Here is a 21,726-nt window from a genome sequence, read left to right as displayed (position 1 = left end):
AACAGCCGGTGGAACCGGTTGTCCAGGGGTTTCGCGCAGTCGGCAGGCCGGTGGAGGGCCTGCCGGACTGCTGGTCAGCGGCGCGGCGGGCGGCTGTGCGGGTCCGGTGCGGCGGGCCGAGGCGAGGCCGGGGACGCGGTCCGGACGCCGGTCCGATTGGCGGGAGGCTTGGCGCGGCCGGTGCCGACTTGGGGGCGTCGAGTGGCTTCGCCCGGGTGGGCGGGGAGCTGGGCGAGGCGGCGCAGTCGCCAGACCAGGACGTCGTTCACGTCCTCGGCCGTGTCGAGTTCGCGCATGGCGATGGCCTCCTGCAGGAGGGCCTTCGGGTCGTGGCCTGCCTGCTCGGCCTGAGCCAGGGTGGCGGCCAAGGCGTCGTTCTTCGTGCTCGTGCCGGGTCGGGTGCGGTTCTCGGGCAGGGCGGCGCGGATGGTGGTCTCGTAGGCGCGGCGCTGGGCTTCGGGCAAGGCTCGGCCCTGGTCGCGCAGGGCCTGCATGGGTGCGGCAGCGGCCTGGCGGTAGGCGGCGCGAAGGTGCTCGGCGGCCTGCCGGGAGGCTTCGGCCTGCTGGGCGTGACCGCGTGCGGAGTGCCAACGGGCGGCGGCCAACGCCACCAAGACCAGGGTGGAGACGAGCATGGCGGTGGTTCCGCCGTCTTCTCCTCGGCCGAGCGCACCGCCGGCCTGGATGATGCCCCGGGCCGCCGAGCGGATCGCCCGGGTGTCAGCGCGTTCGGCTCGGACGCGGCTGCGGGTGGCTCGTTCGAAGGAGCGAGCGGCGGCGCCAAGTTCGGCGCTGGTGGCGGCCGGAGAGGTCTGGGCGACCGCGTCCAGGAGTTCGCCCACTCCTACGAGTTGGGCTGCGGCATCGTCGTCGTCGCTGTCCAGGAGGATCGCGGCGCACTCGGCGACCCCTGTGGCGGTGCGTCGCCCCCGTGCTGGCGGCGACCAGTCCGATGGACCGCTGTCGGCCTCCCGCATGACCGCGTCAGGAGTTCCGTCGGCAAGGCGGCGCTGGATCTTCGGATAGGAAAGGTCGGGGGCCAGGGTCGAGCCCGCGAACCAGACCGGCTCGCGGTCGCGGTTGCGGTCCCCGGGCAGCGCAACCGTGTAGCCGAGGACGTCACCGGAGGGGGCGTGCCGGAGCTTGACGCGCAGGCCCGCCTCACGAAGGCGGGTGAAGAATTCGGCTTCGCTGGCGGCTCCGGCGACGGCCTGGCGGACGGCCTCGCGCAGCATCTCGCGCGGTGTCTCGGGTCGGCCGACCCGCTCCGCCTTGAAGCGCTCGGCGCTGGTGGGCGTCTTGGCTCCGGTGCCGTCGCCGGGCTTGAGCCGGCGCAGGCCCATCTCCTGTTCGATGCGGCGGCATTCGGCCTGGGCCTTCTTGAAGTCGTAGTTCATCCTCGGGCGGCGCAGGTCGCCTCGGACCATGGTGGCCAGGATGTGGATGTGGTCGTCGGCGTGGCGCACCGCGACCCAGCGACAGCCGTCAGGATCGCCCTCGGGGGCGAGGTTGACGGCGTGGACCAGGCGGCGGGCGACAGTGTTCCACTCGTCATCGGTCAGGGTCCGGTCGCCGGGGTCGGTACGCACCGAGCAGTGCCAGACGTGCTCGGCCGGGGCCTTGTCGCCTGCCTGCTTGACCCGCAGGTCCAAGGCGGCAGCGAGCCGGGCCAGGGTGACCTTGGGGTCGGGTTCGGGGTTGGCGTCACGGCCGGGGTCTGGGGCGAAGCCGTCCCAACTGCCCACGAGATGGGGGTCGGTGTGCTCGTCGCGCTTGCCGGGGCCGTACAGGTAGACGAGCAGGCCATGGGTGCGCGAGCCGCGTCGGATCTTGGGGACCATCAGAGGCGCTTCTTCACCAGGGTGTCGGCCGCGTCGTCTACGCGAGCCAGGACGCGGATCAAGGTCGTCAGAGCGTGATCGAGTTCGCCGGGGCGGGGCTGCCCTCCGGCGTTGTAGACGAAGGCGATCTGGTTGATGTTGTTGCCGACACGGGAGACGGCGGTGCGCAGGGCGGCCAGCTCGTCAATGGCGGCGTCGAGCTGTTCGTTGGTGTGCACGGTGGTCGAACCGCGGGCGACGGCGAGGCCGGCGGCGGCGAGGAAACGGGCGACGGTGACGGCGCGCTGCTTGGCGGCGGCAGTGATCTCGGTCTTCTCGGTGTCGGACAGGCGGGTGGTCGTCTTGTGGGTGCGCTGGCTCGGGTTGCGGGTGCGGCGGCGCGGCTTGCGGTCGGGGAAAGCAGGTTGGCTCGGGCTCTGCTGCTCGCGCGGGGCGCGGTCGTCTGCTTCTCCTCCCACGACGGGCGCCCCCTGGTGCCGGGAGTCCGGCTGGTCCCCGAGCGACGGCGCATGGGGACCAGCCAGGCTTCCCCCGCCCCCCTGGGCGGGGGCAAGTGCGTACGACGGGCCGTAGGACCGTCGTACGCGACAACTTGCTCCGCCAGGAGACGTGTTGGGGTCACGCTGCGGTCCGGACGTGGTGGCCGCCGGGTCGTTGGCGGTCACCGGCCCGTCTCCGCGTCCTGCTGGTGGATGTCGCGGACGATGTCCTCGATCCAGTCCATGGCCAGGACCGGATGGTGCAGGGTCCAGGGGCGGCTGTGTCGGCATCGTTGCACCGTCCAGGTGTTGTCGGGACCGGATTCGGCGCGGTGGAGGTGGCCGCGCTGGTACAGGACGGTCAGCCAGGTGTCCACCTCGGCGGGTGTCGCGGGTTTCGTGCGCATGGCGGTGCTCTCCGGTTCACGGGAGGAGGTCGTGGGGTGGGGAGTCCGGGGCGGGTGACCGGCCGAGGTGTCCGGCTCGGTCACCTCCCATGGGGGCGTGCGGTCAGTTCCGGGAGGAGGTGACCGTCTGTCCGTGGTGCTGGCGGAGCTGGACCATCAGGGCGGTCAGCGTGTCGCTGGACAGCGGGATCTGCTGACCGCGGATTGCTTGGGCGACCACCTTGCGGGTCAGTTTGTCCTCGGCCCTGACCGCTGACCGGGCGATCTCCAGCAGCTCCGGGTCAGGCCGTCGGTCACGGGTTGACCTGGTGTCCCGGTCACTGACCTGGGGCGGGGTGACCGGGCGGGCAGTGACCGGCTGCCGACTGTCCGGGGCGCCGGTGACCGGCTCGGTGCCGACCGGGCGGTCAGTGACCTGCGACGCGGTGTCCGGCTGTCCGTGCAGGTCAGCGGCCTTGTGCTCCTGGTCGTTGTGACCGGTGTCCGGGCCGGTGCTGCCCGCAGGGGGGTTGTCCTCGGTCAGTGACCGGTGGCCCGTGCTCTGCTTGTCCAGGGACAGTCTCGGCCGGTCGGTCAGGGAAGTGACCGGCTGTCCGGCGCTGACCTGACCGGCCTGCGGCTTCCGCGGACCGGGCCGGTCAGTCCGAGTGACCGGGAAGCGTTCGGGGTGGTCGACCTGGCCGGCCTGATTGAGGTGACCGGTCTGACCGAGGTCGTCGCGGTCCTCTCGGTCACTGTCCTTGACCGGCCCTCGGGCGATGATGATGTACAGGTGGACCGCTCCGGCCAGGGCGAGCGGGGCGACGGTGGACAGCACCGCGACCACCGTGTCCCCGAGCCTCAGGCCGGTGACCGGGGCAGCTTCCTCGTTGAGCCTGACCGCGTGCAGCGCGTTGGCCCAGATACTGGCGGCGGTGGCCGTACCGAAGAGCGTCCAGACGTAGAGCCGGGCGCGCAGGGGCGCGTCGCGCAGGACCAGCAGGGCTCGGATGCCGTAGGCGATGAAGCCGTCGATCACCAGCGGGAAGAGGTACGTCAGGAAACCGCGGACGTGGATGGCGATGGCCATCTGCTGGAGGGCGTCGTAGCTCAGGGCGCATCCCGCGCCGCCGAGGGCGATGACGACCGCGCGGTCCCATCCGGTGATGTGCGCCGTCTTGGACGCGTTCGCGATGGTCACGCCGCCGCCCCGAAGTCTTCGCGGCCCAAGCGCTCGCCGTCGGTCTCGGAAGGCGCGGTGGCCTGCGGCGATTTCTTCAGGTCTCGGTTGCGAAGGGCCCGGCGGGTCTCACGGTACAGCTTCTGGGCGTGCTCCTCGGTGACCTTCAGGAGCCAAGCCAGGCGCTGTTCGGACAGGCCGTGCCGGTAGGCGGCGTGGACGACTGCGCGTCGCTCGGCCTTGGTGAGGTGGACGTCACGCCCAGCGATGGTGGCGTTGACGCGGCTGTAGTCGAGGCGGCTGGCGAGCTTCTCGTGCAGCGGTGCGCGCTCCTCCTCTGTCATTCCTCCCCGGACGCCGTGGGTGTCGCCGCCTTCAAGGGCGGCGTCCAGGCAGGTGCGGCGGACCGGGCACTGGCCGCACAGCGACTTCGCCGCGGTGATCCAGGCGGTCTCGTCGGGCTCGGGGAAGAAGATTTCGGGGTCCACCGGGTTGTACTCAGTGCTTCGGCAGACGGCCTGGTCCTGCCAGGTGTGGTCGCCGAGCGACCGGTGGCGGGCAGGGCTGAACGTCGTGGGGATCATACTGGTTGCTCCGATCGCCCTCCGCGCGCCGTGGGCGTCGGCGGAGAGGTGCGCTGGGTCGGGAAGTACACGGGGTGGCGCTCTGGCGGCGCGGCCCGGCGTGGCGGCCTGCGGCAGGTTAGGCGGGGTGGGGCTGGCGTCTGCGGTCGACGGGCTCGAAGGTGACGCGGGTGGTCATCTCGGCGAGCCGGGAGGCGACGCGGTCCCCGAGGTGTCCGCGAAGGTCGCGCATGGCGAGGTTGGTCGTGATCAGCGTGGGGAGCATCAGGTTGTACCGGCGGTTGATCAGCCGATAGGTGATCTCCTCGACCCACTCCGAGGTCTTGGCCGCGCCGAGGTCGTCAAGGATCAGCAGCGGGCAGCGGCTGACCGTCTCGAGTTGGCGTTCGGTGTCATGGCCGGGGCGTGGACGCAGGTCGGCGTAGAGGTCGGCGGCCGTGGTGGCCCGCCACCTGACTGCGATGCCCGCTTCGACGAGGGTTCGGACCGCGCCGTACACCTGGTGGGTCTTGCCCGCGCCGGTGACGCCGGCCAGGAGCAGGCTGGGGCCGGTGGTGATCTGCCGTCGCGCGCCGGGGTTGGGTGCCTTGGCCCGGGCGATCACGTCGCGGGTCCAGGCCAGCACCTCGGGGTGATCGACGCGGGCGGACCGATAGCGCGGGGGCATCCGTGCATCCAGCAGGCCCAGCGGGGTGTACGTCTCGGCGTCGACCGGGGCCTCGGGAAGGTTCTGCGGGTTCATGCCACGGGCCGCGAGGATCCGCTGCAGTCGCTGGAGGGCTCCTGCGCCAAAGAGTTCGGGCTCGCGGCTCATCACAGCTCCTCCGCGTACGCGACAACAGCGTCTGTCGGGTTGGTCCACGCCTGGTGGGCCGTACCGGTCCGGGATGCGGCCTGGGCGGGGACGCAGGCGTTCATGGCGTCGTTCACCAGGCTCGGCAGCCGGGAGGGATGGCCCTGGATCTCGGCGTACCGGGCGAGACCGGCGCGGATGTGCTCCACCGCGATGCCTTCGGCGAGCAGCTTCTTCAGCAGGCGGCCGAGGTGTCCGAGGACATCGCCCGGCGGGCGTTGGGCGCAGGAGGTCACGTACCCGGCGAGGAGATCCGCGGCCGTGGTGGCGCCAGGCGCTGTGCGCCCCGTAGGTGAAGAAGATCCAGGATCCAAGATCCTGGATCCGGACGTCGAAGCCTCGTCGAACCCTCGGTGAACATTCGACGAGACCTCACCGATACGGCCCTGACCTGCGGCTTCCTTGCCCTGGCCGCCGGACGCCTCCCGGTCGGCAGGCTGCCCGTTCCCGGGGACGGGCAGCGCTGCGGTGCGGTCGCCGGGCAAGCCCGCGGATGGTGCAGGACTCGGGTCGAAGGCTCGTCGATGGTTCGACGAGGTCTCAGCGAGGCCTCCCTGGGGGCTCGCGCCGGCCTCGACGCAGATTCCCTTACAAGGGCCGCACCGCTTATCGCCGTGATGAGCGACACACACCGGAAGGCGTGACTGGCTGGGCCGGTCGATCTTCTGGTGCTCGTACCAGCCGGTGATGTGGAGGTACCGCTTGCCGTCGCAGCCGCTGTACCGGCAGATCAGGCCGCCGTCGGCGAGCTGTTGGAGGTCTTCCTCCACGTGTACGGGGGTGTGCTCGGCGCGCAGCGGCCAGAGGAGGCCGGCGATGATCGCCGGGTTGTCCCGGTGCCTCCCGTGGTCGTCGGACTGGGTGAACAGGCCGATGTATGTGACGACCGCGGTGACCGAGCAGGCTGCGACCCGTTCGTTGACGAACAGGTCCGGCTTGACCGTACGAATGCGCGCCATCAGGAAGTACCCCCGATCGCGCAGCCGCGCAGATCCGCGCGGATGGGCGGGAGGCTTTGTCCCTGGCCGAGGAGGCCGGGCCTTTCACGTAGGGCTAGCAACATGCAAGACTCTCCGGTGAGGTGTCGTCCCGTACTGCCCATACGGAGGCTCGGGACGGCATTGATGTGATCGGGGCCCTTGCCGGGGCCAGTGATCGAAATCGCTGGGTGCCCGGGAGTGGCCGCTCCTGGGCATCGGCGTTTCATGCGCGAGTGACAGGCCGCCTCACGCTGCGGACGACGGGAACCATCCCGCGCCTCTCGGTGCTGCTCAAGCTGCTCCGACCAGGGCTTCCCGCTCGACGCAACATTATTTTGTGATCCACAAGGACGAACATACGCTTTACTATCGGCCTCCTGTCAACAGCAGAGTGCTGCAGGGACCCCCCTCTGAACCCATCACAGCAGTGAAGTACCGTGAGCTGGAAGAGGGGATAGGAGTGCGATGCCCAGACAGACCGATCCGCTGCCACCGGACGACGACCGTGTGGGGCGTGACCTCGCCGCACAGGTACGCCGGCGGCTGAACGCGCTGTTCGAGAGCCGGCTCGACCCGGACACCGGGGAGCCGTACACGCATGCCAAGGTCTCGCGTGTCATCGCCGAGTCCGGCTGGCGCAAGGTCTCCCCCAGCACCATCGGACAGACGCGCTCGGGAGAGAACGACAACCCCACCATCAAGACGCTCGACTCACTGGCCCGCTTCTTCCGCGTCAACATCAACTACTTCCTCGACGAGAAGACCGCGGAGCAGGAACAAGAGGTCGTACAGGGCCTGGCACTCCTCGACCGGTTCAAGTCGGAAGGCGTGCGCAGCATCGCCTTCCGGGCCAAAGGTCTGTCCCCGGACGGTTTGCGGGTCATCGAGGCGGTCCTGGACCAGGTCCGCAAAGCGGAGGGGCTCGAGGCCCCCAAGGACGGCACCTGAGTCGTCCCCCTGAGGGGGCCAACTCATCGGGCCGGAACAACGAGACCCCACTGCGCCGAGACGAATGTGATCACGTGCGCCAGCCGCGCGACGCCCAGCGATACCGCAGGCAGCGGCACCGCAGTCAGCAAGGAAACACCCTGAGCATGTACGGATGGATACCGTCCCGGCGAAAGCGGGACGCGCGGCGCCATGCGCGCCAACGAGATGAGCGGCTCCGCGCGCAGTGCCTGAGAAATCTGGCCGGAGTACGCATACCCGACCCGTTCAGCCTGGACGAGTTCTGCACCGAGCTGTCCAAAGCCCGCGGACGCGACCTGTTCGTCCAGGCACTGCCGGAACTGGGCGGTACCGACGTGCCGTGCGGGCTCTGGATCGCATCCGAGTCCAGCGACTTCATCTTCCACGCAGCCGCGGTCAGCGAGCACCACCGCAACCAGGTCATCCGCCACGAACTCGGCCACCTCCTGCTCGAGCACGACAGCAGCAGCGGTTTCAGCGACCTCCTGGCGGCCCTGCCGCAGGACATCGACAAAGAAGCGGTGGCGTCCGCCTTCGGGCGGACCGCCTACAGCACGCAGATGGAGCAGGACGCCGAGCTCATCGCGACCCTGCTTCCGGAGATCTTCCGCGACCTTCTCGACGCCCAGCGCGCCACCAGTCCGGACGCCATCCCCTGCCGCGTCGACGCCGCCCTCACCCACCCCCGCAGGAACCGCTCGTGATGCACTTCCTCGTAGCGGCCCTGCTGTGGGCCGTCTTTCTCTGGCGCATGCCCTCCCTGCGGCACAGCGCCAAGCAACGCACCCTGTGCCTCGCCTTCGCCGCCCTCGCCCTGGCCATGACCTTCGAGGTCCCACAAGTCGCGGACTGGGTCGACACCACCACGGGCGTGGCGAACTCCGCCTACCTGGCCAAGCACCTGTTCGGAGCGGTTTCGGCCTCCGCGGTCCTCGGCTTCGTCATCGCCATCGTCAGGCCTGAGGGGTTCTTCGGCCGCACTCGCCTCGTCGTGCAGACCGTCAGCTACACGGCGATGGTGGTCACCTTCCTGCTCGCCCCCGACCGCCCGGGCTATCTGGAGTACTTGGAGTCCAACGCCGACTCCCCCTGGGCCATCGCCCACGTGGCTGTCTTCACCGTCTACATCGGTCTGTCCATGACCGCCGCGACCTGGTTCTTCCTCTACGCGGCACGCCACGCGCGCGACGGATGGGTCCGTGCTGGCCACACCTTCCTCGGCATCGGCTGCGGACTGGGCATCGGCTATTCCCTCGTACGTCTTTGCTACATCGGCGCCTGTTTCGGTACGCCGCCCGTGGACACCACGGCCGCGCGGTATGAAGGCGTGTGCGACCTTTTGAAGATGGCAGCCATCGTGTGCATCGCGCTGGGCAGCTGCCTGGCCCCCATTTCCGTCGCCACCCGCGCCGCCCACCAATGGCGAGCCCTCCGCGACCTCGCACCCCTGTGGAGGGGCCTCACCGCTGCGGCGCCCCACGTCGTCCTGCACAACGAACTTCCTCGGCGTCGCGTAGAACGCAGGCTGAGGCGACGCATCGTCGAGATCGAGGACGCCATCCTCGCCCTGTCCGAGCGAGTTCCTGCCTCACTCCAGGACGAGGCACGCGATCATGCCCGCCGACTGACGCCGAACCCGACAGCACAGGACACCCGGGCCGAAGCCGCATGGCTCGCCACCGCCGCAACCCTCGCCCCCACCAAGGCCTACCGCGGCGACCACCCCGAACCCACCGTCGACCACCCCGGCTTCCAGGCCGAACTCGACTGGCTGCGCCGCGTCAGCACCGCCTACAACACCCCCGAAACCCGCGCCTTCGCCGCCCAGGCGGCCGCGCGCCTCAACCTCGCGAAGGCGACGACCACCGTATGAGCACCACCCCCACGACCGCCGCCCGGCCCGCTGCCACCGACGCCGCCACTGCCTCCCCGGCCGCCAAACCCCACCAGGCGCGTCCAGTCGCACACGCCATCAGCGAGTGGCTCCACCCCAAGACGTGGATCGTCCTCGTCAGTCTCCTCACCGGCTGGCACGCCCATCGCTACGCCGGCCTCGGCTGGAGCCTGATCACGATCCTCTTCGCCGCGGTCATCCCGATGCTCTTCATAGACTCCGGCATCCGCCGTGGCCGCTGGGACGACCGCAACGTCGGCGCCCGCAACGCCCGCCTCCTCGTCATGGCTGTCATCATCGCGTCCGTCCTCATCGGCATCGCGCTCATCGCCCTCTTCAGCGGTCCGACCAGCCTGATCGCCCTGACGGTCACGATGATGACCACCCTGGCCATCCTCGCGGTGATAACCGTCGCCTGGAAGATCTCCGTCCACCAGGCCGTCTCCGCCGGCGCAGTCGCCATCGCCGCAGTCATCTACGGCCCCTGGATGCTCCTCGGCTTCATACCCGTTGCAGTCGTCGGCTGGTCCCGTATCGCGCTGCGCGACCACACGCCTGCGCAGGTCACCGCGGGGACAATTGTGGGGGCGCTGGTAGCGGGGGCGGTGTTCGCGGGGCTGACGTAGAGAGTGACGCGAGCGGCCGCAACGACGCCGGCGGAGCGGCGGACTGCGCCAGCATCCATGTCCCCGGTGCACACAGCGGCTCCGTCCGGCCACCGGCTGACGGCAAGTGCGATCGCGTACCCGTCGGGGACCCACCACAGGGAGCTGGGCTCGGCGAACATGACGGCCATATCTTCGGTGACTCCCGCAGAGTCCGATGTCTCTCGCAGAGTCCGATCTTCGCCGTTGCGCACGACACCGGATGCCCAGGACGGCCTCGCCGTTGCTGCCCTATCCTCCCCACGTGGCGACGACCGAGGTTGACTGGGCGTACGAACTGGCTGGCGAACTGCTGAGTAGCAGCCTTCCGCGCAGGTGGGCACACACGCAGGGCGTTGCTGCCTGCGCCCGGATGCTGGCGCCGTTGGTCGGTAACAGCGCCGAGGTACTGGAGGCCGCTGCGGTGCTGCATGACATCGGCTATGTGCCCCCGCTTGTCGCTACCGGATTCCATCCGCTGGACGGGGCACGGTACCTCCGGGACGTGCACACTGCGGAGGACCGGGTTGTCCGCTTGGTCGCGAACCACTCGTACGCCCTGCTGGAAGCCGAGGAGCGTGGCCTACGAGATGAGCTGGCCGACGAGTTTCCCCGCCTGAGTGATCCGCTTCTGGTGGACGCGCTGGTCCACTGCGACATGACCACGACGCCAGACGGCCTGCGAACGACGCCCCGTGAGCGGCTGCATGAGATCTTGGGCCGCTACGGCGAGGACAGCGTGGTGGGGCGTTTCATTCGCCGGGCCGCGCCGCACATCCACGCGAGTGTGAATCGGGTGCGGGCGGCCGCGGTCGAGGTCGACGTCGAGCTGTGAATGCGAGCCGTCACCCGAGGTAGGGGTAGGCCCCAGTGAGGTAGTGGCCGATCTGCTCGTGCATGCTCGGGTGGATGTCCAGCGTGTGCAGGTCGTCCGGGTGGACCCAGCGCACGCCGTCGGCCTCGTCGTTGACTGTGGGCTTGCCGCCGACGGGGCGGCCGATGTACACGGCCTCGTACTGCTGTCGGATCTCGCCGTCGGTGTACTCGATGATGTGGTCCGGATTGGAGTAGACGCCGAGGAAGCCGGTGACCTCCGCGACGATGCCGGTCTCCTCCTCGCACTCGCGGACGGCGCACTGTGCCGGGCTCTCGCCGATGTCCTGGGCTCCGCCGGGCAGGGCCCACTGGCCGGTGTCGCGGCGTCGCTGGAGGAGGATGGCGCCTTCGTCGTCGACCACGAGCAGGTTGCTGGCGGGGATGAGGGTGTTGGCCTTGGGGGCCTTTGGGTCGTGGTAGTACTCGGTCCTGCCCACGATGGTGCTACTCCTGCCTGTCTGGCGCCCAGGGGCGCGCGGATGCCCACACGGCCTCGAAGCTGTCGCCGTACCGCTGGAACCACTCCTCGCCGTCTGTGTTGCGGAGCTGGAGTATCGGGTTCGCGCTCGCCGGCTGGCCCCAGACATGCGGGTTGACCATGAGGTGGTCGTCGTATCGGAAGATCGAGTTGTAGAGCGTTGTGTCGTGGAGGCGCACCTCACAGCCCGGATAGCCGACGAGGTCGCGATAGTACGTGAGGGACGCCTTGATCTTGGCCGCGAGCGTGTCTCCGATGCCCTCCTCCCTGCCCCTGACACGGACCGCCTCTCCGTCCGGATCACCGAAGCACAGCCGAACGCGAACGCCTGCCTGTGCCCTTTCCTGGAGCATCCTCGCGATGTGTGGGTTCGTCTGCGCGAAGAAGGTCCCTGAGAAGACGAGTACGTCAACCTGCTTCATGGCGCCCAGGAGCAAGGCCAGCCACACGTCCCGGGGAACGCTCGCTCGGTTGGGGTAGGTATCGACGAGTTCCGAGCGGGCCGGACCAAGCCGCTGAGCCCCCTGGACACTGTCCGGCCACAGGTATGTCTCGTCGACCCGCAGCAGGTTCGCGACCGTCCAACGGTGCCGGCGGTGGGGGACCCGGCCACCGACCCACCGGCTGGCCGTCTTGGGGTCCACGGAGCAGGCTGCTGCCAACTCCTCCACGGTCAGGCCACGTTGCACGAGTGCGGAACGCAGTCGCTCATTCACCCAGGCAAGCCAACCGGACCGTGACAGCAGGCCGCAAGTGCGATGAGCCCGCTGGACGCGGTTGTGGCCGGAACTGTTCGTACGCCTACGCTGGCCCCGTGCCACTGATCGTGCTCTGGGACATCGACCACACCCTCATCGAGAACTCCGGCGTCAGCAAAGAGATCTACGCCGCCGCGTTCGAAGGCGTCGCCGGCCGTGCCGCCGACCATCCGGCCCGTACCGAGGGCCGGACTGATCGACTGATCATCGCGGGGATGTTCCGGGACCACGGGATGGAGCCGCCGGAGTGGGCGTTGATCCAGCCCGCGCTGGAGGCCGCCGGCGCGGCGCGGGAGGCTGATCTCGCCCGTCGTGGCCGGGCGCTTCCCGGTGCCAGCGAGGCACTCGCCGCAGTGGCGGCCGAGCCCGGCATGATTTCTTCGGTCCTCACCGGAAACGTTCAGGCGAATGCCCGAGTCAAGCTGAGGGCTTTCGGGCTGGACGGACTGGTCGATATCGAGTGCGGGGCGTACGGAGCGGACGCAACAGACCGGGCTGATCTGGTCGACGTCGCACGGGCCCGTGTCCACGCCGCCTATGGCACCCCGGCCGAGACGCCCGTGGTCCTGATCGGCGATACCCCACGTGATGTCCAGGCCGCCCTCGACTCCGGCGGGCACGTAATCGCCGTGGCCTCTGGCGTCCACAGCGCGGACGAACTGAGGGAGGCCGGAGCGAGCACCGTGCTCGCTGACCTCACGGACGTCACCGACCTGATGCAGCGACTACGGTCGCTGGCTCACGCCGTCTGCTGAAATCGTCCCGGGACGTCCGCGAGAAGTCCCTGCGTGTGGTTCGCCGTCCTGCCGTACGACGGCACGCTCTTGGGAGCCGTCGGCGGAGCGTCTCCCGCGTCCCACCGACGTGCCGTCCCCTCTCCTGCCTCATGGATGGAGCACGCGCGTGAGAGCTTTACTCGGCGGACAGGCAGGCGCGACGTCCACGCTCGCGGACGTGGAGCGACTCGCGCAGAGGTACGGGGTGCCGGTCGAAGACGCCCTGCTCATCGCGATCAACCTCCACGGAATCGACGGGGAAGCGCCGCGTCACCGCGCCCGCCTGCAGGTGCGGCTGGACAGCGCGCCGTCGGTGCGCTGGCAGCTCATCGTCCCGCTGAACGCGGCTGCGTCGCCCTTCCGACTGATTGACGGGCAACTGCTGCTGGGCGAGTCGCCGCTCGGCTTCGTGGAGCGTGTCGATGCGGATGAGGCGGTCGGTGGCTACTTCCGCGGCGCCGGCACCGCCTTGACGCTCAACCCGAACGCCCGGAGTCGCTGCGTGGGCTGCGCCTTCTGCCCCAACACACTGGAAGCGGCGGCAGACCCGCGGCTGTCGGAGGAACAGGACCTCCGAGAACTCCTCGCCGCGCTGCGCGAGCAACACCCGCGGCGGGATCTGACGGGAGTCCGAGAGGTCACTGTCTCCACCGGATGCTTCGAGCGGGAGCCCGCGGCCGTCGACCATCTGCGGGCTCTGCGCTCGGTACTCGCCGAGTACGGCATTGAAGCCCGCCTCGGCTTCCTCACCTCAGTGCTGCGCTCCAGGCAGGCGTTCGACGAGCTTGCCGACGTCGGCCCCTTCGTTCTCCGGCTCACTGCTGAGTGCTTCACCCGACGCGACCTGCTGCTGAAGGCCAGCAAAGCGGTGCTGACGACCACCTGGATGCCGGCAGTGCTGAGGCGGGCGGTCGCCGCCGGCCACAGCACGTCGTTCACGTACATCGCGGGCTTGGACGACCTCGACGCGCTCCGCACCGGTGTCGAGGCCCTTGCGCCGTACGTGACCGAGTTCCCCAACTTCCAGGTCTACCAGGCCCACAACCGCATCATGGCCGGCCTGCGCGTCCCGGGAGCCCAGGAACTTGAGTACTACCTCCGCGCCCGCAACGAGATTGAGAAGATCATGAAGCCCTCCGGCCTGCGACCCGCGGCATGGGAGTGCTACCGCCCTCTGTGGTACTTCACCTTCGCTGACGAGTCCCTGGTCGGCGCGTGATGGAGGGCAATGCCGTTCTGTCCGACGCCCTGTGGAGAGCCATCTGCTACACCTCGGTGTGCCAACTCCACCTACAGGACAACGTCCTGCTCAGCCAGCCGCTCGCCGTCGAACACGTGAAGCCGCGCCCCTCGGGCCACTGGGGAACCGTGCCGGGCACCGCCTGGGCCTTGTCCCACCTCGCTCTTGCCGCCGGGTCCCTCGAAGAAGAAGTCGGCCTCGTGCCGCTGCTCGGCGCCGGGCACGCCGGCGTCGCCCAGATCTCCGCCTCCTGGGTCACGGGCGAGCTTGGCAAACTGCGCGCCGATTTCGGACCGGACGCCGACGGTCTGCGACGACTCTCCAAATCATTCCCCGACGTGGATGGGCTGGGAGCCGAGGTCACCCCGGCGCTTCCCGCAGGTACCTTCCTCGGCGGACGCCTCGGCGGCTGCCTGCCCTTCGCCCAAGGAGCCGCCCTGGACGCTCCCGGCCGGATCGTCGTCCCGGTGATCGGCGACGGCGAGTGCGAGACCCCGACCACCGCAGGCGCCTGGCTCGCGCACCGAGACCTCGCCGGCACCGCAGTCCTTCCCATAGTGCACGTCAACGGCTACCGCATGGGCGGTCCGTCTCTGCTCGGACGGCTGAACGACGACCGCCTTCGCGCGTACTTCGCCGGCCTCGGATGGGAAGCCGAGATCGTCCATGTCACCACCGGATCGCCAACTGAGCACGCCGCCTTTCAAGCCGCCCTGTGGGGCGCCATGGAGTCCACCCTGCAGGACCGTTCCACGGTTCTCGTCCTGCGCTGCGTCAAGGGATGGACCGGCCCCGTTGCCCTCGGCAGCCAGACGCTCCTCGGTACGCCTGCCCTGCACAAGACACCCCTGACGAATCCGCGCGCCGACGCGGAACAACTGGCGCAGCTCGATGACTGGCTGGCCTCCTACCGTCCTTCGCAGCTCTTCGACGCGAACGGGCACTGCCGAGGGCCTCTTGCCGAAGCCGTCGCTCGGGTTCGCTGGTGCTCCTTTCCCTCCGGACGGTCGGCAACTCCCGCTGCCCCAGGGGCGGTCAGTGCGGTTTCGTTCGCAAGCGCGGTCACCGGGACCGTCCGGCAGCACGCCGACCGAGGAGACTTCCTGCTCCTCAGCCCCGACGAACTCGCCTCCAACCGTCTCCCCGACCTGGCGGGTGAGCGATGGACTCACGAACTGCTGGCGGAGGAGGTGCTGCTGGAGTGGCTCGCCGGCTGGACTGCCAGCGGGCGACGGGGCCTGCTCGTGTCGTACGAGAGCTTCGCCCCTCTGCTCACGAGCGGCCTGGTGGGGCACATCAAGCAGCGACGCCTGGACGGCGCTCGGGGCCTGCCCAGCCTCAACGTCCTCCTGACCTCCTACGGCTGGCACAACGTCCACACGCACGGTGACCCATCCCTCGCCACCGCCCTGCTGGGACTGGGCGCCCCTGCAGTTCACGTGCTGACGCCGGCGGACCCAGCTCGGACGGCGGCAGTCCTGGACGAGGCGCTCGACTCCGTGGACCGCGCCAACCTGATCATCACCGGCAAGCACAGCCGCACTCCCCACCCGGAGGGTTACCTTGCCGAGGAACAGAGCCGTGGGCTCGCGGTGTGGTCACACCTCAGCAACGATGACGAACCCGACCTGACGATCGTGACAGCAGGAGACATCCCCGCTGCCGTGGCCACGGAAGCCGTCGACCGCATTCGCGTACGTCACCAGTGCCGGATCCGAGTCGTCAATCTGCTGGACCTCACCGTCCTCGGTGCTCCAAGCGTGTGGCCACGGGGCTTGAACGGCCGCGAGATCGAGCACTACCTCGGTGCCCATGCCCCCGTTCTCATCCTCACTCTCGGCCACCCGGCGGCCGTGTGGGGCCTGCTGTCGGGAAGGCTCCGCCGCCCCGTCGACGTCATCGGCTGGCAGGAGCCCGCCGGTCCGATGCCGCAGCGCGATCTCGCTCGCGCCATGGGCATGGACGTGACGGGAGTCGAGCGGGCTGCCGACCTCCTTCTGGCCTTCCGGGAGGTGCTCCGATGAGATCGTGGACCATCCAGGACCTGCACGTGGTCCAGACGAAGCAGCCCGCGGCCGCCGGAGACGACACCTTCTTCGTCGCCGTCCGCGCTGGGAACGCGGTCGGCTGGTACGGCCCGGTCCGGGAACGCGTGGGACGTTACGTGAACGACGTACTAGCCTCCGAGACGAAGGACGCACTGGTTACCGACCATGCTCGTCTGCTGGACGAGCTGTGGGCTGCATCCCGCGGGTATCCGTCCGATGTTGCCTCGTGGGCGGTCGGCACGGTCGACTGCGCCGTCTGGGGCCTCCACGGCCGACTCGCCGGGCGCACGGTGGCTGAACTCCTCACCACCGCAGCCCCCCGGCCGCTCGTCCCGGCGTATGCCTCCTGGCTCACTCAGGACCTCAGCAGCATCAACAGTCCGGACGTACTGACCAGCGTCATGGCCGGCGGCTGGAGCTTCAGCAAGTGGGGGCTTCGTCGCGATCCGGCCGACCCGTCGAGGGAAGCAGCGGCCCGCATGGCCCAAGCGGTCGAGCGCTGCTCTAACGCGCTCGGCGCGCCGCTCGCGGTCGACGCGGTCGGCACCTGGACACCGGCCGTGGCTCTGGCCTTCACGCAGGCCGCCGATCCCGCTTGCCTTCGTTGGCTGGAGGACCCGCTCCCGCGTCACGACGCGAACACCTACGAATTCCTCGCGGCGACGTCGCTGCCGCTGGCAGTAGGCGAACGCGCGCACTGCGACGAAGACCCCGCCGGACTGATCCAGTACATACGGCCCAGCGCCCTGATCCTCGACGCCGTCGGATGCGGCGGTCTGACCCGAGCTGCACAGATCATCCCGGTCGCTCAGGCCCAAGGCGTCCCCGTATACCCGCACGGCCGCTCATTCCTGCCCGGCATCCACCTCGCCGCCGCCTACCCCGACGCCGTCCCGGCCGTCGAGTACCGGCTGCGGTGGGAGCCCGGTCGCCAACGCCTCTACGAGGCACCGCTCCGCCCCGAGAACGGCCATATCCGCCTGCCCGACACCCCTGGTCTCGGCGCCGCACCAAGGAGCACAGCATGCCCAGCGCCCCACTGAACGTCCCTGTCGAGGGCACGGTTGTCCACAGCCCGGAAGGGCCCCTGCTCCGCCTGTCGCGACGACTCGACGGCCACGACACCTTCCTTACGGGAAGCCTCGACATGGCGGACTCGTCCGTCCCCGTGCGCATCCTAACCCTGGACGACATCACCGTCCTGCGGCCCACGAACGGCTTTCCGGCATCGGTTGACGGCGAGCACTGGCACGGCCGACTCCACCTGCCGCACGGACTGCGTCCCCGCAGCGTCCCACCGGACCTCAACGCCGCCGCCGATCAGGAAGGGCGATTACTCGACGCACTCGACGAAGCGGAGCTGCGGTACGTCCTCACGTTCCTCTCGGAAGCCACCACCCCGGACGTCCGGCAGGCCCGTATCGAAGCCGTCGTCTCCGCGCTCCCGACCACCACGGGGAGGACCCAGTGACGACACGAACCGAACTGCTGGTCTCCGTGGACGTCGGGGGCACCCTGGGTATGGCCAGCGGCCCCGGCCTGACGATGCGGCTGGTCGAAGCGTCACCGCTACCTCACGCGCGTACCCGCGAGATCCTTCGGTCCAGCCTCCACACCCGCCCGGTCCTGACCGACTCCGTGGTGCACGAGGTCTGCGAGGCTATCCAGGTGCCGGCGGAGACGTTCCCACGCGATGTGGCGCCGGCCCCGTTCAGCCTCTACCCCGGTACCACCGATGCCCTGCGCCGGATCAGTGCCGTAGCGACCGTCATCACCCTCTCCAACGTGACCTGCGTCGACGCCGACATCGACGGAATGCGCACACTCCTCTCCCCGTGGGTGAGCTACTTCTTCCCGTCCTGCCGAATCGGCCACGCCAAGCCCGATCGCCGCGCCTTCCAGGCCGTGACAGACCACTTCCGCACGGACCCAAGTGGCCTGATCCACGTCGGTGACGACTGGACGTGCGACATCGTGGGTGCCATCGAAGCAGGAGCGCGGGCCGTGTGGATCTCGCGCGGAAGGCAGGTCCCCGACGAGTCCCTGCTCGTTGACCACGGTGTGCTCGTCGCCAACGACTTGGCGGCGGCCGCCGCGCACATTCAGCACCTCGCACCACGGAGCGCCACATGAGCCTGTTCACCGGAACCGCCGGCTACTACCGCCAGTTCCGCCCCGGTATCCCGGAAGACGTCGCCGCGGCCCTGGACCAGGCCGCTCCGACCCGGACCGGCGGTCCACGTCGCCTGCTGGACGTCGGCACCGGCACCGGGCTGGTCGCTGAGGCGCTGCTCCGCCGATTCGACGACATCATCGCCATCGACAATGACGCCGCCATGCTCGCCGCGGCGGAGTCGGCGCTGCGCCCGAAGCTGCCTGGAGGCACGCGCCTGTCGCTTGTCGAGAGCACGGCCGAGGGCTTCGTGCCGCCCGCTGACTGGAAGGCCGACCTGGTCACGATCTGCCGCGCGTTCCACTGGCTCGACCAGGCCGCCGTACTGGCCCGCCTGAACGACCAGGTCGCCCCCGACGGTGTCGTGGCCATCTTCGGCGACAGCAGCTTCTGGACCGCGACCAGCCCCTGGAAGGAGGCCGTCCGGGACGTCATCAAGACGTTTCTCGGCGAGGAGCGGCGCGCCGGCTCCGGCACCTTCCAGCACCACAACCGCCCCTACAGCGAGATCATGGAGGAGTCGCCCTTCGACCAGGTCGAGGAGGCCCGGATTCCCGTCCACCGCACCTGGACCACTGAGAGCATCCTCGGCTACCTCTACTCCACCTCCTTCGCCGCACCCCAGCTCTTCGGCGACCGACTGCCGGAATTCGAGACCGCAGTCAAGGAGCGGCTCACGGACTTCAGCGAGCACGACATCTTCCCGGAGGAGAACGAGTTCCTGATCCGCTTCGGGCAACGGAGCAGGAGGTGACGACCGACAGCACCAGACGGGCGTTCACCGCGCTCACCGCACCTCGCGTGGCGGCCGAGCTCGGCGAGAGGTCCGTCCTCTGCCTGCCGCTCGGGTCGGTCGAACAGCACGGCCCACACCTGCCCCTGGACACCGACACCGTCATCGCCGAGCGCTTCGCCCACCGCCTGGCCGCGCATGTGACGGGCCGGTACGACCTCTGGGTAGGACCGGCCGTCCCCTACGGCCTTTCGCCCGAACACGCTCGGACGCCGGGGACCATCACCTTGGCCGTCCACCTGTACGCCACGCTGATCACCACGCTCGTCACCAAGCACACCCGCTCCATGCGTGTCGGCTCCGTGCTCCTCATCAAGGGCCACGGCGGCAGCCGCGGCGTGCTGGAAGCGGTCGTCCACCAGCTCCGCCACTCCCACGGCGTTACCACCTGCGTATTGCACCCGACCGCACTCGCCGTCGGCCGCATTCCGCTCGACAGCGAGTTGCCCGAGGTGCATGCCGGGACGCTGGAGACCGCCCTCATGCTCGCCCTCGACCCGGACCGGGTCCGACTGGACCTGCTGCCGAGCGAGGCGTTCCCCGACCCCGGCCAGCGCCGGGCGATCGGCCAGCTCGTACTCGATCGGGGCGTCACCTGGCCTTGGACCTCCGACGACCCCGCGCTCGCCACCGACGGCGTCATCGGCGGCGATCCGCGCAAGGCCACCCTGGAAGTGGGCCAGAAGCTCCTCACCGCAGCGCTCGACGCCAGTACGCACGTCCTCGACCGCATCGACACGGCCACGTCTCATGGGCCGTCGCAGACCCTACGGAGGCACTGTGCCCCTCACACCTGAGGAAAAGGACACGTTCAAACACGACGGCGTGCTCACACGCCGTGCACTGGTCGCCCCCGCGCTCGTACAACGCGCCACCTCCCTGGTCGGGACGTGGTACCGCGACCTGAAAGCCAGCGACATCCCGGCCTACAGCCAGCGCACCTTCGCCCCTGAACTCGGGAGTCACCCCGACATCCTCGCCCTGTACAGGGAGACGGACGCCGCCGAACTCGCCACCGACCTCCTCGGGGACACCCTCCCCGTCACCACCGCCCAGATTCAGATCCGAGTGCCCGAGTCGGAGTTCCCCGACGCGCAGCCGGAGAAGGCGATGCACGTGGACGGGGTCTCCTGCCCTCACCTCGATCCGCGAGAACTGCGTACCTTCTCGCTCCTCGTCGGGGTCATCCTGTCCGACGTGAGCAGCGCGCAGGACGGTGCGTTGCACTACCGGCCGGCCGGTCACCACACCATGGCGGACTGGTTCCGGACTCAGTGGTCGCTCGGTATGACGGAACAGGTGCCCCCAGAGGTCGACCACGAGCGGGGGGTGCCCCTGCTCGGCGCCCCCGGCGACGTCCTGCTCATGCACCACCTCATCCCGCACTCGGTGGGACGGAACCTCACCCCGTTCCCCAGGGTGATGGCCTACTTCCGCGTCTCCCACCCGGACCACCCCCGCCGCCGCCTCGAAGCCCTGCGCGACCCATGGCTCGACTATCCGCCTCTCACCGCCACCTCGCAGCCCGCAGTCGACAAGGAGTAGCCCATGCGTGTCATCGGTCCCGAAGACCTCGAAGCCGCAGCACAGGCGGTCGAGGGCGGAGGAATCGTTGTCGTCCCGACCCGACGCTGGTACATGGTCTGCGCCGACGCGAGCAACGCGCAGGCGTGCGACGGCATCATCACGGGCAAGCGCCGCCCGAGCGGCAAGCCCCTCGCCTACGTAGCCACCTCCACCGCCTCCTGCGAGGAACGCTTCATCCTCAGTCCGGAGGCCAGGCGACTCGCGGCGGCCTTCTGGCCCGGTGATCTCGCACTGCTGCTGCCGTGGAAGCACGCGGAAGACGCCGCCCAGCACGCGGCAGTCGGATCACCCGCCCTGGTCACGATCGCCCCGGGCATCCTCGGGGACCTCACGTCGGCGGTGAAAGTTCCTCTCGCAGCCACCACAGCGAACATCTCCGGGGACGCAAGCCCGAACGACCCCGGGCCGGCCATCACCCTCGACCAGGTCCATGCCTTCCTGGCCGCCTCCGGTCTGGAGCCCGACGTCATCGTCGACGACGGAGTGTGTCCGGCGGCGAACCACATGACCATCGTCGACTGCTTCACCCCGGAGGCCCGGCTGGTGCGTACGGGCCTCGTCCACCAGCGGGCGATCTCGGCGGCGCTCGGCACCGAGATCCGGACCGCCTGACGACCTCGCCTCCTCCTGCTGAGCAGATTAGGAGCGGGCTACCGGAGCGATCATGGTTCCCACGACCAAAGGTCGACTAGACCCGGTCTTCAAAGTTGGGCGGTGCGGAGGTGTGCGTTGCGGGCGACGAGCTAGAGAGATGACGACGCGCTGCGACGGTTCCTTGAAGACGCCTCAATGGGGCGATGGGAGGGCCCCGGGACTTGCTGAGCACCACTGGCGCCAACTGGGACCGCTGGATCTTCCTGGATTCTTCGTGTGTCCGGGCAGCCGGGCTGGTTCCTTAACCCGTGGGAACCAGCCAGATTTGCCATGGCCGGTTGTGCCGTCGCTTGCCCTCCGGCGACCGCACAGCGGTGGTCATACGATCCAGAAGTCGGCGCGTTCTTCGAGGCGCCGGTCGCCGAGGATGACAAGTTCGTTCAGCACGGTCGCCGGGAGAGGGTAGAGCCGAATCTGGTCCTCATCGCGGTCGATCAGTTTGCGCAGGGTGCCGCGCAGTTGCTGGACCGCCTTCTTCGTCGGCAGCGTGACTTCGAAGACGCTGTACTGGACGCGTGCGCCGTGCGCGGCCA

Annotated in this window: 25 protein-coding genes; 15 read left to right on the top strand and 10 right to left on the bottom strand. The window is 69.3% G+C overall.

Going from position 1 to position 21,726, the window contains the following annotated elements:
* Positions 1-74: 74 nt before the first annotated feature.
* From VXC91_RS22660 to VXC91_RS22630, 7 genes are all read right to left on the bottom strand, one after another.
* Entirely contained in the window at positions 75-1,841 is a 1,767-nt protein-coding gene (locus VXC91_RS22660) for a relaxase/mobilization nuclease domain-containing protein (RefSeq protein WP_329509147.1), read from the bottom strand.
* Positions 1,841-2,299, bottom strand: a complete 459-nt coding sequence (locus VXC91_RS22655) for a plasmid mobilization protein (protein WP_329509146.1) — start codon at positions 2,297-2,299, stop codon at positions 1,841-1,843. Before VXC91_RS22655 ends, VXC91_RS22660 begins: the two co-directional genes overlap by 1 nt.
* Before the next feature lie 203 nt (positions 2,300-2,502).
* Entirely contained in the window at positions 2,503-2,727 is a 225-nt protein-coding gene (locus VXC91_RS22650; protein WP_329509145.1) for a hypothetical protein, read from the bottom strand.
* 103 nt (positions 2,728-2,830) lie between these two features.
* Entirely contained in the window at positions 2,831-3,907 is a 1,077-nt protein-coding gene (locus tag VXC91_RS22645; RefSeq protein WP_329509144.1) for a DUF2637 domain-containing protein, read from the bottom strand.
* Positions 3,904-4,470 carry a WhiB family transcriptional regulator gene (locus VXC91_RS22640; protein ID WP_329509143.1) on the bottom strand — a complete coding sequence of 189 codons (567 nt, stop codon included), beginning with the start codon at positions 4,468-4,470 and terminating at the stop codon, positions 3,904-3,906. Before VXC91_RS22640 ends, VXC91_RS22645 begins: the two co-directional genes overlap by 4 nt.
* A gap of 118 nt (positions 4,471-4,588) precedes the next feature.
* On the bottom strand, positions 4,589-5,284 hold the full coding sequence (locus tag VXC91_RS22635) for an ATP-binding protein (RefSeq protein WP_329509142.1): 696 nt from the start codon (positions 5,282-5,284) through the stop codon (positions 4,589-4,591).
* Positions 5,284-6,282: a hypothetical protein gene (locus tag VXC91_RS22630; protein ID WP_329509141.1), complete on the bottom strand. Its 999-nt coding sequence runs from the start codon at positions 6,280-6,282 to the stop codon at positions 5,284-5,286. Before VXC91_RS22630 ends, VXC91_RS22635 begins: the two co-directional genes overlap by 1 nt.
* Before the next feature lie 486 nt (positions 6,283-6,768).
* On the opposite strand from VXC91_RS22630, the gene VXC91_RS22625 reads away from it, so the two are divergent.
* The 5 genes from VXC91_RS22625 to VXC91_RS22605 all read left to right on the top strand — a co-directional run bounded on the left by VXC91_RS22625 (position 6,769) and on the right by VXC91_RS22605 (position 10,645).
* Positions 6,769-7,251, top strand: a complete 483-nt coding sequence (locus VXC91_RS22625; RefSeq protein WP_329509140.1) for a helix-turn-helix domain-containing protein — start codon at positions 6,769-6,771, stop codon at positions 7,249-7,251.
* A 146-nt stretch (positions 7,252-7,397) separates the two neighbouring features.
* Positions 7,398-7,976, top strand: a complete 579-nt coding sequence (locus tag VXC91_RS22620) for an ImmA/IrrE family metallo-endopeptidase (protein ID WP_329509139.1) — start codon at positions 7,398-7,400, stop codon at positions 7,974-7,976.
* Complete coding sequence (locus VXC91_RS22615; RefSeq protein WP_329509138.1) at positions 7,976-9,145, top strand: MAB_1171c family putative transporter; 1,170 nt, start codon at positions 7,976-7,978, stop codon at positions 9,143-9,145. Before VXC91_RS22620 ends, VXC91_RS22615 begins: the two co-directional genes overlap by 1 nt.
* Positions 9,142-9,792 carry a phosphatase PAP2 family protein gene (locus VXC91_RS22610; protein ID WP_329509137.1) on the top strand — a complete coding sequence of 217 codons (651 nt, stop codon included), beginning with the start codon at positions 9,142-9,144 and terminating at the stop codon, positions 9,790-9,792. Before VXC91_RS22615 ends, VXC91_RS22610 begins: the two co-directional genes overlap by 4 nt.
* 283 nt (positions 9,793-10,075) lie before the next feature.
* Complete coding sequence (locus tag VXC91_RS22605) at positions 10,076-10,645, top strand: HD domain-containing protein (protein ID WP_329509136.1); 570 nt, start codon at positions 10,076-10,078, stop codon at positions 10,643-10,645.
* A gap of 10 nt (positions 10,646-10,655) precedes the next feature.
* Here the strand turns inward: VXC91_RS22605 and VXC91_RS22600 are convergent, their stop codons facing one another.
* Complete coding sequence (locus tag VXC91_RS22600; protein WP_329509135.1) at positions 10,656-11,123, bottom strand: NUDIX hydrolase; 468 nt, start codon at positions 11,121-11,123, stop codon at positions 10,656-10,658.
* 7 nt (positions 11,124-11,130) lie between these two features.
* Positions 11,131-11,880 carry an XRE family transcriptional regulator gene (locus VXC91_RS22595; protein WP_329509134.1) on the bottom strand — a complete coding sequence of 250 codons (750 nt, stop codon included), beginning with the start codon at positions 11,878-11,880 and terminating at the stop codon, positions 11,131-11,133.
* Positions 11,881-11,978: 98 nt separating this feature from the next.
* Here VXC91_RS22595 and VXC91_RS22590 point away from each other — a divergent pair, with 98 nt between their 5' ends.
* The 10 genes from VXC91_RS22590 to VXC91_RS22545 all read left to right on the top strand — a co-directional run bounded on the left by VXC91_RS22590 (position 11,979) and on the right by VXC91_RS22545 (position 21,151).
* Entirely contained in the window at positions 11,979-12,677 is a 699-nt protein-coding gene (locus tag VXC91_RS22590; RefSeq protein WP_329509133.1) for an HAD family hydrolase, read from the top strand.
* Between the two features lie 148 nt (positions 12,678-12,825).
* A complete protein-coding gene (locus VXC91_RS22585; protein WP_329509132.1) occupies positions 12,826-13,917 on the top strand; it encodes a hypothetical protein in 1,092 nt (363 codons plus the stop codon).
* Positions 13,917-15,962 carry a phosphoketolase family protein gene (locus VXC91_RS22580; RefSeq protein ID WP_329509158.1) on the top strand — a complete coding sequence of 682 codons (2,046 nt, stop codon included), beginning with the start codon at positions 13,917-13,919 and terminating at the stop codon, positions 15,960-15,962. The genes VXC91_RS22585 and VXC91_RS22580 overlap by 1 nt, the downstream gene beginning before the upstream one ends.
* Positions 15,959-17,029, top strand: coding sequence for an enolase C-terminal domain-like protein (locus VXC91_RS22575; RefSeq protein ID WP_329509131.1), 1,071 nt, complete (start codon positions 15,959-15,961; stop codon positions 17,027-17,029). The genes VXC91_RS22580 and VXC91_RS22575 overlap by 4 nt, the downstream gene beginning before the upstream one ends.
* On the top strand, positions 17,011-17,457 hold the full coding sequence (locus VXC91_RS22570; RefSeq protein ID WP_329509130.1) for a hypothetical protein: 447 nt from the start codon (positions 17,011-17,013) through the stop codon (positions 17,455-17,457). The genes VXC91_RS22575 and VXC91_RS22570 overlap by 19 nt, the downstream gene beginning before the upstream one ends.
* The gene (locus tag VXC91_RS22565) at positions 17,454-18,119 is read left to right on the top strand and encodes an HAD family hydrolase (RefSeq protein ID WP_329509129.1); all 666 of its coding nucleotides are present in this window, start codon (positions 17,454-17,456) and stop codon (positions 18,117-18,119) included. Before VXC91_RS22570 ends, VXC91_RS22565 begins: the two co-directional genes overlap by 4 nt.
* Positions 18,116-18,913 carry a class I SAM-dependent methyltransferase gene (locus tag VXC91_RS22560; RefSeq protein ID WP_329509128.1) on the top strand — a complete coding sequence of 266 codons (798 nt, stop codon included), beginning with the start codon at positions 18,116-18,118 and terminating at the stop codon, positions 18,911-18,913. The genes VXC91_RS22565 and VXC91_RS22560 overlap by 4 nt, the downstream gene beginning before the upstream one ends.
* Positions 18,910-19,749, top strand: coding sequence for a creatininase family protein (locus VXC91_RS22555; protein ID WP_329509127.1), 840 nt, complete (start codon positions 18,910-18,912; stop codon positions 19,747-19,749). Before VXC91_RS22560 ends, VXC91_RS22555 begins: the two co-directional genes overlap by 4 nt.
* On the top strand, positions 19,733-20,497 hold the full coding sequence (locus VXC91_RS22550; protein ID WP_329509126.1) for a phytanoyl-CoA dioxygenase family protein: 765 nt from the start codon (positions 19,733-19,735) through the stop codon (positions 20,495-20,497). Before VXC91_RS22555 ends, VXC91_RS22550 begins: the two co-directional genes overlap by 17 nt.
* A gap of 3 nt (positions 20,498-20,500) precedes the next feature.
* Positions 20,501-21,151, top strand: a complete 651-nt coding sequence (locus VXC91_RS22545; protein WP_329509125.1) for an L-threonylcarbamoyladenylate synthase — start codon at positions 20,501-20,503, stop codon at positions 21,149-21,151.
* 360 nt (positions 21,152-21,511) lie between these two features.
* Here VXC91_RS22545 and cas2 read toward each other — a convergent pair.
* A partial coding sequence (cas2, locus tag VXC91_RS22540) for a CRISPR-associated endonuclease Cas2 (protein WP_329509124.1) occupies positions 21,512-21,726 on the bottom strand: 215 nt, incomplete at its 5' end.

The sequence above is a fragment of the Streptomyces chiangmaiensis genome (assembly GCF_036281785.1).
Classification (GTDB): Bacteria; Actinomycetota; Actinomycetes; order Streptomycetales; family Streptomycetaceae; genus Streptomyces; species Streptomyces chiangmaiensis.
This window is presented reverse-complemented; position numbering and strand designations above follow the sequence as displayed.